General features: G+C 46.7%; 11 protein-coding genes. 1 reads left to right on the forward strand and 10 read right to left on the reverse strand.

Annotated features, from left to right (window positions below; all coding sequences use genetic code 11):
* Positions 1-18: 18 nt before the first annotated feature.
* The 8 genes from E5329_RS09735 to E5329_RS09770 form a co-directional block, all read right to left on the reverse strand.
* Positions 19-1719 carry an AAA family ATPase gene (locus tag E5329_RS09735; RefSeq protein ID WP_135989401.1) on the reverse strand — a complete coding sequence of 567 codons (1701 nt, stop codon included), beginning with the start codon at positions 1717-1719 and terminating at the stop codon, positions 19-21.
* A 248-nt stretch (positions 1720-1967) separates the two neighbouring features.
* On the reverse strand, positions 1968-2588 hold the full coding sequence (locus E5329_RS09740) for a YesL family protein (protein WP_168356569.1): 621 nt from the start codon (positions 2586-2588) through the stop codon (positions 1968-1970).
* Between the two features lie 99 nt (positions 2589-2687).
* On the reverse strand, positions 2688-4205 hold the full coding sequence (arfA, locus tag E5329_RS09745) for an arabinosylfuranosidase ArfA (RefSeq protein ID WP_135989364.1): 1518 nt from the start codon (positions 4203-4205) through the stop codon (positions 2688-2690).
* A gap of 52 nt (positions 4206-4257) precedes the next feature.
* A complete protein-coding gene (locus E5329_RS09750) occupies positions 4258-5103 on the reverse strand; it encodes a carbohydrate ABC transporter permease (protein WP_135989365.1) in 846 nt (281 codons plus the stop codon).
* Between the two features lies 1 nt (position 5104).
* Complete coding sequence (locus E5329_RS09755; protein ID WP_135989366.1) at positions 5105-5989, reverse strand: carbohydrate ABC transporter permease; 885 nt, start codon at positions 5987-5989, stop codon at positions 5105-5107.
* 122 nt (positions 5990-6111) lie between these two features.
* Positions 6112-7506 carry an ABC transporter substrate-binding protein gene (locus E5329_RS09760; protein WP_135989367.1) on the reverse strand — a complete coding sequence of 465 codons (1395 nt, stop codon included), beginning with the start codon at positions 7504-7506 and terminating at the stop codon, positions 6112-6114.
* 146 nt (positions 7507-7652) lie between these two features.
* Positions 7653-9605 (reverse strand): glycoside hydrolase family 127 protein, encoded by a 1953-nt coding sequence (locus tag E5329_RS09765; RefSeq protein ID WP_135989368.1) that lies wholly within the window; start codon positions 9603-9605, stop codon positions 7653-7655.
* Positions 9606-9908: 303 nt separating this feature from the next.
* The gene (locus E5329_RS09770) at positions 9909-10943 is read right to left on the reverse strand and encodes a LacI family DNA-binding transcriptional regulator (protein ID WP_135989369.1); all 1035 of its coding nucleotides are present in this window, start codon (positions 10941-10943) and stop codon (positions 9909-9911) included.
* Positions 10944-11036: 93 nt separating this feature from the next.
* On the opposite strand from E5329_RS09770, the gene E5329_RS09775 reads away from it, so the two are divergent.
* Complete coding sequence (locus E5329_RS09775) at positions 11037-12530, forward strand: family 43 glycosylhydrolase (RefSeq protein WP_135989370.1); 1494 nt, start codon at positions 11037-11039, stop codon at positions 12528-12530.
* Between the two features lie 34 nt (positions 12531-12564).
* On the opposite strand, the gene E5329_RS09780 is transcribed toward E5329_RS09775, so the two are convergent.
* Positions 12565-13779: an LL-diaminopimelate aminotransferase gene (locus E5329_RS09780; RefSeq protein ID WP_135989371.1), complete on the reverse strand. Its 1215-nt coding sequence runs from the start codon at positions 13777-13779 to the stop codon at positions 12565-12567.
* Between the two features lie 15 nt (positions 13780-13794).
* A complete protein-coding gene (gene dapF / locus E5329_RS09785) occupies positions 13795-14646 on the reverse strand; it encodes a diaminopimelate epimerase (protein ID WP_135989372.1) in 852 nt (283 codons plus the stop codon).
* Positions 14647-14649: the final 3 nt, after the last annotated feature.

A 14649-nucleotide genomic window follows, 5' to 3' on the forward strand; every position in this document is an offset into this window, starting at 1 on the left:
CAAATAAGTATGCTGACATTATCCAATCAGACATCTTTTTCCCTGAAACGCAAACCCATATTTTCTGATTTGATCCTGTGGAAAACCTTTCGCTATAAGCTCCGTCTCATATTTCATTTTCTCAATCTGCACATGAGCATTCGCAAGAACGTCCTCAAGAGTTTTCTCATCCTCATAGGAATTTAATGCCTTAAACTCAAAAATAAACGCCTTGTCTTTCTTATCCACGGGTTCTAATATAACGTCATACCGTCCATACCCGCTCTCACGGTTCGAACGGATATGATACACATTGGCGAGATTTACCACCATCCCCAGCACAAATCCATGATAAAAACGTTCCGGCTCCTTTTCCTCTGAAGGCTTATTCCCGCTGTCAAAAAAACTGAAGGTATGCAGCGCCACCTTGTTCATAAACATATTCATCATCTGTACATTATCATCCATCATCGCTTTTATGAACTCATTGCAGGCTGTCTGCGCACTGCCCCTGAACCATCCCTTTATCATTTTCCGAAACATCCGCTGCACCTCAAAATTTGTGAGCGCCAGCGTATACCATACATCATCTTCCCCTTCCTCTGACGATGTATTCAGCGCCTTTAGATACCCTGTTGCCAGCAGCAGACTCCATACAGCGTTGTTATCATCTTCAAGCTGATGAAATACCACCTGTTCCTCAAGCTCCGTTTGAAAGCTTTTTCCCTGAAGAAGCTCTTCCATTATTTGCTTCATATCGGCATTTCCCTGCTGCACCAGCGAATTTATCAGTCCGTTTTCACTTGTATTGCTCCAATAAGCTTTATACTTTCCCTTCTGGTCAAGAAACGATACAATAGACCAGGGATTGTAAATATCTGTATATGCGCCGAATATAAAACCGTCATACCAGGCTTTCACGCCTTGCTTCTCGTTCCCAAGCCCTGCGTCCTCAAGGGCCTGAAACACTTCTTCCTCGGTAAAACCAAAAGATGTGGCATATTTATCAGACGTTACTGTAATCACATCCAGATTATTGAAATCCGAAAAGATACTTTCCTTTGAAATTCTTGTGATTCCTGTAATGAGCCCCCGGCACAACTGAGAATTTGACTTAAATGTATGATTAAAAAAATTTCCAAAAAATGCAGCGGCCTGATCCCAGGTTCCGGCAAGCCATGCTTCCTGCATGGGCGTATCGTATTCATCCAAAATAATCATAACATTCTTTTTGAAATATTTTTGAAGGTAGATACAAAGACTCCGAACCGCCATATAAGCTGTGGCGTCATCCATATCTTTGCCCACAGCCTGGAAAGCCTCCCGATCTGCATCATCAAATTCCTCAGACCTCATAATATGCTTATACTGGGCATAAGTCTCTGTAATTAACTGTTTTACAACGGTTTTCATTTCTTCCACATTCCCAGTCTTCACACCCGCAAAACTCAAAAAAATTACCGGAAACGTCCCTTGCAGTGTTCTGTATTTTTCTTCCTTCCAAATAGAAAGCCCTTCAAACAGATCATCCCTCCCTGCGTATTTGTTCGAAAAAAAACATTCCACCATACTCATATTGAGGGTTTTCCCAAATCTTCGCGGACGTGTAATAAGCGTTACTGTTGAACCCATTTCCCACCATTCCCTGATAAAATCCGTCTTGTCAATGTAAAATCTGTCCGCCTCCATCAGTTTATCAAACCTCTGTTCCCCTATGTTAACAATTGTATTGCGCTCCATCTTTGCACCTTCTTCCTGCGCCGCTGTTCCTGTTGTCAGAATCCAGGTTTTTAACTTAGAGAAATCATAACATAATACAGCAGACAACTGCAAGCAAACTCCATACATTTCCAGGGAATATCTATTATTTTCTAATTGAAATGGCACAAAGACATGCGAGCCTGCAGAAAACATATCCCTTCCTGACTATCCGCAGATCAGAAAACGCCAGGCGAGAAAATCCCGCAGCCTGGCGTCATGCATTTTATTTATTTTTCATAGTTAGCAAACACCCGGCACAAAAGAAAAGACTGCACCCAGGCCATCAGCGCAAACCCTGCAAACGTCCACAGAACTGTCCCGATGACAAATGTCTCTGAGGTATAGAAGGTCAGAACCAGAAATCCCAGGCTGATCCCCAACATCATCAGGCTGGAAGGCAGATGAGCCCCATTCAGAAGCAGTGCATTTTTGATGGAATGAAATACGGTATTCTCAAACCTTGCAATATAGGGAAACAGATACAGGAAAATCAGCATCCAGATTCCAAGAGCCATTGCCAAAACCAACCGCACCGCCGTATACGCCGCCCCGGCAAACGCCCCGGCAAGCCGAAAATCCAAGACCAGAAGCCCTGCCGCTGCGGTCATAATCAGCCAGCAAAGGGTTGCTGTTTTAAAATTTCCTTTCCAGGCTTTCAGGTACTCTTTCCATACGGAGGGCTCTTCTCCCCGAACCAGTTTCATTGCAACCGCGTACAGGGCGCTTAAGGAGGCCCCTATGGTAACCATCGGCAGGGAAGTCACCACAAATATAAGGTTTAACAGAATGATATCCCCTACCCTTGCGAAAAAACGCATCAGGGGGCTGTCCATTGCCAGTAAATTCATATCCATTCCCTTCTTTCTTTTTGCAGGTTTATTTGCAGGTTTATTTGCAGATTCTTTTCCATGTCTGTCTCATCAAACAGACATGGAAGGAAACGCTTGTCACGCCTTCTTTAAGCGGATGACATTCCAGGACGCCTTGTTCAGCATACTTGTCATAACGCCGCCGTCCATAGCGGAACGGTTCGTATTTTGAGGCACGATCCGCTGCTCGCCCACGCAATTCACTGCTTTCAGGTCAGAATGCTCCAGCACAATATGCTCCAGAATCTGATATCCTTCCATTCCCCGCAAATCCGTAGTTAATACAATGTCATCGGTCAGAGTACGGTTTACCGCAAAAATCGTCAGTTCTTCTTTTTCCTCGTTGTAAACTGCAACGCTTTCCACATCTGTAACATCCTCGTGTTTGGAAGTGTCATGTCTGGGAGTGGAAACCAGAGGCTGCAGCGCCACGCCCCGGCCGTACGCCGATGCATGCATAAAAGGATAGAAAATCGTCTGTTTCCAGGCGCCGCCTCCCTCCGCTTCTGTCATAATGGGAGCGATCACATTGACAAGCTGGGCCAGACATGCAATTTTTACCCGGTCGGCGTGTTTTAACAAAGTAATCAGCATCAGCCCCACAAGAAGCGCATCCTCAAAGGTATAGATATCCTCCAGCATAGGCGGAGCCACCTGCCAGGGATGATTTTCTGTAATGTCGTCATCTGCCGCGTTGGAATGGAACCATACATTCCACTCATCAAAGCTGATATTGATATTCTTACGTCCCCGCTTTTTCGCTTTGACATAGTCGCAGGAAGCAACAACGGTGCGGATAAATTCATCCATATCGTTGGAACAAGCCAGAAAATCCAGACTGTCATTGTCCCGGTTGCCGTAATACTGGTGCATGGACACATAGTCCACATGATCATAGGTGCACTCTAAGGTTGTGGCCTCCCATTTTGGAAAGGTAGGCATATCCAATGCGGAGCTTCCGCAGGACACAAGTTCAATGGACGGGTCAATCAATTTCATTGCCTTGGCTGTCTCCTCTGCCAGACGGCCGTATTCCTCCATGGTTTTATGGCCTAACTGCCAGGGACCGTCCATCTCATTGCCCAGGCACCATACCTTTACCTTATGGGGATCTTTCACTCCATGGGAGATACGCATATCACTGTATTTTGTTCCGCCCGGATGGTTACAGTATTCCAGAAGGTTGCATGCGTCAGCAATGCCCCGGGTTCCCAGATTTACCGCCATCATCATCTCTGAATTTACTTTCTGTGTCCATTTGGCAAATTCATTCAGCCCCACTTCGTTCTTCTCCAGGCTTCTCCAGGCCAATTCCAGGCGGCGGGGCCTGTCTCTGACCGGCCCTACACTGTCCTCCCAGTAGAAATTCGATACGAAATTTCCTCCCGGATAGCGGATAATAGGCACATGAAGCTCCTTTACCAGATCCATCACATCCCTGCGGAATCCGTCTTCATCGGATAAGGCATTGCCCGGCTGATACAGTCCGTCGTACACCGCCCGTCCCAGATGTTCAATAAAAGAGCCGTAAATTCTCTCATCTATCTGAGAAATCCGGAAATCCTTGTCAATAATCATCTTTGCTGTTTTACTCATGCATTACCTCCTGTTATATACTTTGAAATTAACCATATCACTGGTTTCTCTTTTACTCTTTTACCGCTCCTGCCGTCATACCTTCAATAAAATACTGCTGGAAGCATACAAACAGGACAAATATCGGTATGATGGAGAAAAATGACCCTACCACCAGCAGGCTGTAGTTGTCGCCGTAAGGATTAATCAGTGTGTTCAACCCCAGTGTCAGCGTGTATTTCTTGGAGTCACGGATTACCAGCAAAGGCCACAGGTAATTGTTCCAGGCGTTCATGCCGTTTAAGATAGCCATTGCAGCAAACGCCGGCTTCATAATCGGCAGAATCAGCCGGAAAAAAATCCCGTACTCTGTGGCGCCGTCAATCCTTCCTGCCTCCAGCAGTGATTTGGGAAGTCCCTGCAGATACTGGCGGAAGAAAAATATCGTAGATGCATGGGCCACAAAGGGAAGGACAATTGCAACATAGCTGTCCATCATTCCCCATCCGGTCAGCTGTTTGTACAGGGGAAGCATTACAACCTCCAACGGAATAGACAAAATAATCAATACGACGATAAACAGTGCATTTTTCCCTTTAAATTCATAAGCTGCAAATCCATATCCTACAAATGCGCTGACAATCAGCGTAGCCACTACGGTAATCACTGTTAATATAATACTGTTGGTAAACCAAGTCCAGTATTCATGCTGCCCCTGAAAGAGAAGCACATAATTGTCAAAGCTCATCCGGCTCCAGTCAATTCCCAGGTTCAAACCGTACTGAAGCAAATCTCCGCCCGGTTTAAAGCTTGCAAGGAAAATCGTATAAATCGGTATCAGGATCAGGATTGCCAGGACGGTAAAAAAAACAAGCAGCATAATGGTGGCAAGCATGTTTTTATTTTTCTGACTCTTCATATTATCTCTTCTCCTTATCAAATGTTCCGGTAGCCTTTAACTGTATCATATTGATAATCATGACAATAATCAAAAGAATCAGCCCTACCGCACAGGCGTAACCCATAGCTCTCTTTTCAATTCCCTGCCGGTACAAATAACCCACAATGGTAAGACCGATATTCTGGGGAGAATTGTTTCCTTTCCACAGCATATAGCTTTCAATAAACATGGAAAGTCCCGCATAGATACTGATTGTCATAACGTACACAGTGGTTGGTTTCAGCAGCGGGAAAGAAATCTTGATAAACTGCTGCCATTTGCTTGCGCCGTCAATGGAAGCCGCTTCATAGATGTCCGTGGAAATACTCTGAAGCCCTGCCAGGAAATACAGGATATTTACTCCGGTCCAGCGCCAGCAGGCCAACAGCAGCAGCGCAAAGTAGCTGGTCCATTGCCCTTTCAGCCATTTAATGGCGTCCAGGCCCAAAGCTCCAATCACCTGGTTTGCCAGAGATGTTTCCATTTCTCCGAACATCAGGCGGAAAATGGTACCTCCAACCACTACGGAGGTAAGAGCCGGAATAAAGTAAATAGATTTAAAGAATCCCGGCTTTTTCATTAATTTACTGTTTAAAAGGGTTGCAAACAGCATGGGGAACGGAATCAAAAGAACCAGGGTTCCGATCATATATTTCACACTGTTAAAGACTGCCTTCAAAAATATTTTGTCAGATAAGAGCCTTTTATAGTTGCCCAAACCAACCCATTCATCCTTCAATACATCCTGAAAACTCAGAAGAACGCCGTTTCCAATTGGAAAAATCCAAAAGAAAATCACCGTCAGGACAAATGGAAGGACAAATACATAAGGAGCTATTTTTTGAGAATAAAATAATTTCTTCATACCTTCCTCCTTCACTGAAGAGTCAGGGCTGCGTATAGAAAGGACGCAGCCCTAATCTGTACTCTTTTTGCAGTTACTGATTCACTGAACGCATTGTTCCAGGCATTCTGTGACTGCTCTGCTTATTCCCCAAATTCATTCTTCAAAGTATCCTGTGACTGCTCCAGAGCCTCTTTCACATCCATATCATTTTCAAAAATGTTGTTCAGCGTTACGTTGCAGAACTCATTGTTGATGGACGGGAATTTCTCGCTTGTGAGAGATTCCAGCGCATAGATGCCGTCCTTGATTTCCAGTAAGGTATCAAACGGATAGGTGTTAAAGAACTTCACGAACTGGTTCTCCGGATTCTGGGTCAGCTCTGTATCTGTCCAAACCTCTGTATTTACAGGGTCAAATCCCAATACATTCCATACTTCCTTGTTTGCTTCTTCTGACAGCTTGATGTATGCAAATACTTCTGCCGCCAGATCTGCATTTTCACTGCTTGCCACTACAGCAGTGCCAGTACCGCCGCCGCCAATGGATTTGATTGCGTCTCCTTCGTTCCAAACCGGAACCGGAGCGATTGCGATTTTGCCGGAAAGGTCAGTCATGTAGCTTGTAAATCTGGATGTCTGCCAGAAAGGCATAATCTGCACTGCATAATCGCCTGTGTTGTAAGAAGGATATGCTTCCTCATTGTCCGGCTGTCCTCCGGGAACGGTTGCAAATGCGCCTGTATTCTGCATTTCCTTGATATAAGAAAGCACCTCTACCATAATGTCATTGGTAATGTTGATGTTGCCGTCTGCATCCAGATAATCTCCGCCCTTCTGGGTCAGCATCAGGTTGATCATCCACTGCGCCGTAGTTTCTACGCATGCAAAATATTTTCCGGTTGCTTCATAATATTTCACGCCTGCTTCCTTGAAATCATCCCATGTTTTGATTGCGGTATAATCTACCTCGGCTTTCTCCAGCTCTTCTGTATTGTAGAACGCCACAGTCGCTCCAACGTGGGTTGGGAATCCGTAATATGCGCCGTCTTTTCCATAAATTTTCAGTCTGGATTCAATGATATTGTCTTTGTAAGGCTCAATTGCAGAGGTCAGGTCTTTTAAACCGATTTCGCCTGTCGTAAATGCCGGGAACTTTCCAAGCTCAATGTCCACCACATCCGGCGCCCCTTCGCCGGATTCCAGAGCCAGCGACAGCTTGTTGTGCATATCGTCATAAGACATATTGCTGAGTACCAGTTTTACCTGCTTATCCGGGTGTTCTGCATTCCATTTTTCCGCCATATCGGTGTAGAACTGCTGGTGCAGCTCAATGAATGTCCATACCTCAATCTCTGTTGCATCGCCCTCCACTTCCATTTCGTTGGTTCCTGCGGAGCCCGGGCCTTTGCTTTCCTCTGCTCCTTCCTCAGACGTTTCCTTGGTTCCGCCGTTTTCGCTTCCTGCTTTGCCGCATCCTGCCAGCATGGTGACTGACATTGCCATACACAGAAGCACTGATAACACTTTCTTTTTCATTTCGTGTCCTCCTTTTGTTTTTTCCGGATTCCTTACAGCAGCATCCGGTTAATTTATTCTTTCAGGGGCAATCCCTGTAAGATTCCAGGTAATTGGTTTCTGTTCCTTCCAGGACCGTTCCATACCCGTTCCTGCCTTCGAAGGCCTTATAACTTCTCATGCATCCAGACCAGCATCTCTCCAGGCGTCCGGTTATTCCAGCAATGATAGGGTACGGCTGTCAGCTCTGCCTTCTGAAACCGGTTTTCTCTGGCCCCGTACAGGGCGCCGTCCTGCCACTCATGGTCTGTCAGCCGCATTCCCTTAAATTTCAGGGTCGTGGTTCCTCCTAAGAGATCCTCCCGATATTCCTCCCTGATTTCCTGCCTGGCGTCTGCAAACACGGCGGGCAGATTTGCCCCGTTGTCTGTTTCTTCCAGACAATACACCAGCGGTCCTTTCACCAGGGCAACTTTGCCTGCGTCTTCCCTGACCTTCGGGTTAGCTCTTACAAATTCCGCCGGAACTTCAAAATCAATTTCCAGCTTTACCGCATCCTCCTCTGCTTCCAGGTAAAGATAACCTTTTTCCAATTGAAAGCCGCCTAATTCTGCTCCGTTTTCCCGAATCCGGTAGTTTCGTACATAGTCCGGTATCCGCAGGGCTATGCGGTAAGAATACGGCGCTTTCTCTTTCTTAAACTCAAGCTCTACATGGCCGGTATTGGTCAAATCGCTTACCACCGACGCTTCCACTGTGCCGCAGGCAAGCTCTGCGGAAACATTTCCTGAAATATATAAATTCACATACAGCGTATGGTCATCCATAAAATAAATATACTGTCCCAAGGACGCCAGAGTCCTTGCAATATTCGGCGGACAGCAAGCCACGCCGAACCACTTCTGCCTTACCGGCTTCACATGCTCCTTGGAAGTCCGCTCCATGCAGTTTTCGGGCCAGACCTCCAGGGGATTGACGTAAAAGAAACTCTTTCCGTCCATGGCAATCCCCGCCAGCACCGTATTGTAAAGAGCCCGCTCCGCCACATCCATATAGGAAGCGTCTTTCTCCATCTGAGCCATTCTTCTGCCAAACAGCGCCAGGCCGATGGAAGCGCAGGTTTCGGAATAATTGCAGTTATTGGGCAAATCATAATCTGTGGTAAAACGTTCCAGCAATCCGGAAGAACCAATGCTTCCTGTCAGATACATCCGTCGCTTTATCATATCCTGCCACAAAGTCCGGCAGGCTTTCCGTAAGCCTTCCTCCTGATAATAATAAGCCAAATCCGCCATGGCGCAGTACATATACACCGCCCGTACCGCATGGCCTTCTGCTGTTGTCTGCTCTCTGACCGGAAGGTGAGACTGGGAATATCTGGCGTCATATCCTGCAAATTCCGGAAATATCTGCTGATACCTGGGGCTCCTTTCCTCTTTCAGAAAATAATTTTCTCCCACTCCCCGCTGGTCAATAAAATATTTTGCCAGCTTCAGATAATCCTCTTTCTCTGTAACGCCGTAGAGCCGTATCAGGGCCAGCTCAATTTCCTGATGTCCCGGGTAGCCGTGGCATTTTCCTTCTTCCGGCCCAAATATCCGGCAGATTAAGTCTGCCATCCCCTTTACAATCTCCAGGAATTTCTCTTTCCCCGTGGCTTCATAATAAGCTACCGCAGCTTCTATCATATGCCCCGCAGTGTACAGCTCATGGCCTTCCTTCAGGTTCGTCCAGCGAAGGCCTGGCTCCTTGATGGTAAAATATGTATTCAGATATCCGTCTTCTCCTTGGGCTCTCCCAATAAGGTTAATCGTTTCATCTGCAAGTCGCTCTAAATCCGGGTCCGGATTCGTCTCGAGCACATAGGCTGCGGCTTCCAGCCATTTTGCCACATCTGTGTCCTGAAATACTGCCCCTCCGAATTCTCCCGAAGCCTCTCCTGCTGCAATTTTAAAATTCTGGATACAGTGGCTGGTTTCCACTCCCTCCAGCCTGTCATTGAGGATATCCCACTGGTAGGGAATCAGGACTTCCTTCACCAGCCGGACATATTTGTCCCAAAAGCTGTCATGAATTCTGATATTTTTCAGGGGAATTGTATGTAATCTTTCTTTTTCCATAATCCATTCCATTTCTAAATTTTTCTGAATCATTGTTTGAAATTACTGTTTATTAAACGTTTAATCATTCTCTACTCTTATATTGAAAATAAATGCGTTTTCCTTTCTGTTTTTCATTTTTTCAGCCATGTTTTGTGGCTTTTTGCATTTCTTATATTTATTTTTTTCTCATTATATACCCCTATTTCAACAATTGCAAGTACAAATTAAACGTTTAATATTGTGCATTTTGCACAAATACCCCATAAAATAAGCGTTTTCAGCCTGTTTTCCAAGCCAAAAACGCTTATTTTTTATAATAATTCACATTTTTTTCACAGATTTCCGGATAAGAGGATAGCAATTTACCCGGTGGATGCGGTCGGCTTCGTCCAGTTCTTTCTTCTGCAGCATCTTCAGCATAATTTCACTGGCTTCATATCCGATATCATGTAACGGAAGGGTAATGGTAGACAAGGGCGGCTTATAATATCCGGAAAGTTCCCGGTTATCGTAACCCGCAATGGAAATGTCTTCTCCCGGTCTCAGCTCCAGCTCCTCCAGCCGGTCATACACTCCGCCGGCCATCAAATCATTCATGCAGAAAATCGCCGTCACCTGCCGCTCTAACAGCCCGTCGGTGCATTTGTACCCGCTGATTCTGGTCCAGTCTCCGGTACAGATTAAAGCCGGATTATAGAGAATGCCGTTTTCATATAAGGCTCTCTGATAACCCAGAAGCCGTTCCTGGGCATGGGGACTGTCCCGTTTTCCTGTGATAACCCCGATCTTTCTGTGGCCCTGTCCGATTACGTGGCTGGTAATTTGAAAAGCGCCGTCCTCATCATTCACAACCACAGAAGGCACTTTCGCGCTGTCTGTATAGCCATAGGCCATCACTGCCGGAATAGGCAGATCTTCCGGAATGCACCGGATGGTCCGCTCATGGGCGGCAACATAAATAATGCCCTCCACCTGTTTGGCAATCAGCTTCCAGATTTCATCCTTGACAAGGCCGTAATAGTCGTCCCTGTGATAATAGGTATCCTGATATTTTTTAAAAAGCCGCAGATTAATCAGAAGAATCTGGTAATTTTCCTCCTCACAGTGCTCCGTGATTCCGTCTACAATATCCGGAATACTGAATATCGTCATATCTTCCACAATAACTCCGATGCTTTTTGTATTTTTCGTTTTCAGATTTCTTGCAACTGTATTAGGCGTATAATTTAATTCCTTTACCTTCTTCATTACCATTTTCCTGGTTTCTTCACTGGCGCCGGGCTTATGGTTCAGAATGTTTGACACCGTTGCAACGGAAACGTTGCATGCCCTGGCAATTTCCTTAATGGTAGCCATGTTATTTTCCTCACATTCTTGTTGTCAACTGGAACTTTCTATGATAAAATAATATCACTCTTATATTCTAAAGTAAATGCCCGGGAAATGATTATGAACACAAAAGAATTACAGAAGCTTCCTGCGGCAGATTTTTTATGCCCAAATGACACGGTATACATCCGCTCTCACCAGGTATGCTGGGAAACTCCCTCTGATAACGAATACTATCTGGAATACAGCTACAACCGGCTCCGCTGGTATGCACTCAACGGAGGATGCGCGGTTTTACTGCCCCAGCCTGAGCTGCCGCTGATGCAAGAACTGAAGAGACTAGAGCCCAAAGGATGTGAAATTTCACTGGCTGCCCTTCGAAGCTTACAGCTCAGATACGGCGCGCCGGAGCCTGTGGTCCTGTCTTTCGCGGAGCAGGTCTGCATCCCTGACGAAACCGCTCCCCTTCCCGAAGCTGTTACCGTATCTTATTCCAACGGCATGACAGAAGAACGGCCCATCGCCTGGGAGGGTATGTCCGGCGTTATTCAGGCTCCCACATATGCGGCTCCCCTAATCAGCCATCGGGCCGATCCTTACATTTATAAACATACAGACGGGAAATATTACTTTATGGCCTCCCACACGGACGCCGGTCACAATCTGGATGGAAAATACCAATACTTGTACCTGATTCTCCGCTGCGGGAATACCTTAGAAGATTTGACTGACAACTCCGGCCGATACCGGGAGAAAATCATTTATGAACGAAAACCTATCAAGGGCGGCTCCATGAGCCCGCACCTGTGGGCGCCGGAACTCCATTTTATTCACGGGCGATGGTATGTGTATTACACCACTACCATTTCCGATGAATCCTCCTGGAGAATCCGCCCTCACTGCCTGGAATGCCAGGGCTCTGATCCTATGGCAGATGACTGGACAGAAAAAGGACCCATACAAACCACCATCGAAGGAGATATTGCCTTTACAGATTTTTCCCTGGATCACACATATCTCCGTCACAATGGAAAAGATTATCTGCTTTGGGCCCAGAAAACCAACAATATCTCTGACATTTTTATTGCAGAACTTTCCAACCCCTGGACAGTCTGCACTCCGGCCGTTAGGCTGACCCATCCGGAATATAACTGGGAACTGCACGGATTTCCAGTGAACGAAGGGCCTGCCGTATTAAAGCACGGAAATAAAATTTTTGTGACCTTTTCCGCCAGCGGCACAGACGCTTTGTACTGTATGGGTCTTCTGTACGCTGACGCAGACTCCAACCTGCTGGATGCGGATTCCTGGAAGAAGCTGCCCTATCCTGTATTCCAAAGCTGCCCGGAAACCGGATATTATGGCCCCGGACACAACAGCTTTACCACATCCACAGACGGCAGGGACGATTTGTTCGTCTACCACGGACGGCAGGAAGCCCGGTATCTTGGAGAGGGAGATTACCAGCCTCTTTACGACGCCGGAAGAAACGCCTACATCGGCAAGATCTTCTGGAATGCAGACGGCATGCCTGACTTCTCCGTTCCGGGAGCTTCCATTGCCGCAAGAGAAGAAGATCTTCGGATTCAGGCGGTGATTGCAGCTTCTGATTAACAGCATTTCGCCGTCTGAATTCAGGCGGCCCCCCTTACAGCTTCTTAATCCGCTCTAGCGCCGCAAGGGTATTTTCATAACTTCCAAATGCAGTCAGCCGGAAATACCCTTCGCCGCTGGGACCGAACCCGGCTCCGGGAGTTCCTACGACGTTGGCCTTCTCCAGCAAATAATCAAAGAATTCCCAGGAAGTCATCTGCTCCGGCGTTTTCAGCCAGATATAGGGGGCGTTTACCCCGCCGAACACCGTATAACCTGCCTCCTTCAGCCCGTTTTTGATGGCTGCTGCATTTTTCATATAATAAGCCACCTGTTCCTTCAGCTGAGCTTTTCCTTCCGGGCTGTAGGTGGCTTCCCCTGCCCGCTGCACAATGTAAGGCGCGCCGTTGAACTTGGTTCCGTGGCGGCGGGCCCACATGTGATTTAAGGAAACCTCCCCGCACTTTAATTCTCTGGGAACCACAGTATACCCCAAGCGGACTCCGGTAAAGCCTGCATTTTTGGAATAGCTCTTTAATTCAATGGCGCAGGTTTTTGCCCCCTGGCATTCATAAATGGAATGAGCCACCTCCGGCTCTGAAATATACGCCTCATACGCCGCATCATAGATAATCACGGCTCCCACCTGATTGGCGTAATCTACCCATTCCTGAAGCTGAGTTCTGGTAATCGTGGTTCCGGTAGGATTATTGGGCAGGCACAGATAAATCAAATCCGGCGTTTCTTTGGGAAATTCCGGCACAAAATTATTTTCCATGGTGCAGGGCATATAAATCACATTGCTCCAGGTTCCTGCCTGGGCATCATATACGCCTGTTCTTCCTGCCATCACATTGGAATCCACATACACCGGATACACAGGGTCGCAGACTGCTATTCGGTTATCCGGCCCAAAGATCTCCTGGATATTGGCGGAATCGCTTTTTGCTCCGTCAGAAACAAAGATCTCTTCTGGAGAAATGTCACATCCCCTGGAACGGTAATCATGCTCTGCAATGGCGTTCCTTAAGAATTCATAGCCCAAATCCGGCGCATATCCCCGAAAGGAGTCTGCATTTCCCATCTCGTCTACGGCTTTGTGCATGGCCTCAATGACTGCCGGCGCCAAGGGCTGGGTCACGTCTCCGATTCCAAGACGGATAATTTCTTTCTCCGGGTTTGCTTTTGTATAGGCAGATACCTTTTTCGCTATAGTGCTGAATAAATAACTGCCGGGTAATTTCTGATAATTTTCATTAATTTTAAACATATGTTTGGTTCCTTTCTATTTTATGTCTTCTGGAAGAATCACTTCCCCGTCAAATACAGCAGTGGCCGGGCCTGTCATATATACCGGACTATCGCCGCCTTCCCAGGCAATATGCAAATTGCCCCCTAAAAGATGCACCGCTGCCTCATGCTCTGTTTTATCATTCAAAATCCCTGCCACGGCAACGGCGCAGGCTCCGGTTCCGCAGGCAAGGGTTTCTCCGCTGCCCCTCTCCCAGACGCGCATGCGCAGTGTATGTCTGTCAATCACGTTTACAAATTCTGTATTTACCCGCCTGGGGAACCTGGGATGGTTCTCAAAGGAGGGGCCGATTTTCTCCAAATCCAGCTCCCGCACATCCTCCTTCATAAAAATCACGCAGTGGGGATTCCCCATAGAAACGCAGGTCATCTGATACATGATTCCATCCACTTCCAGAGGAAGATTGACTGCCTGCTCTGCCTGGGCAAGCACCGGAATTTTCTCCGGGGATAATTCCGGTGCGCCCATATTTACTTTTACCAGGGACACTTTGCCGTTTTCCACAGTTAAATCAAGTTCCTTGATTCCTGCCAAAGTTTCCACCTGAATCCTGGTTTTGTCTGTCAGGCCGTAATCGTACACATATTTTGCCACGCAGCGAATGCCGTTTCCGCACATCTCTCCCCGGGAGCCGTCCGCATTGTACATAGCCATCTCAAAGTCAGCTTTTTGAGATGGTCTGATCAGAATCAATCCGTCCGAACCCACCCCGAAATGCCTGTCACTGACAAATTTTGCGGTTTCTTCCGGACGGTCTACTGCTTCTTCCAAACAGTTTACATATACATAATCATTTCCAATTCCGTGCATTTTCGTAAATTTCACAGA

The sequence above is a fragment of the Petralouisia muris genome (assembly GCF_004793545.1).
GTDB classification, from domain to species: Bacteria; Bacillota; Clostridia; order Lachnospirales; family Lachnospiraceae; genus Petralouisia; species Petralouisia muris.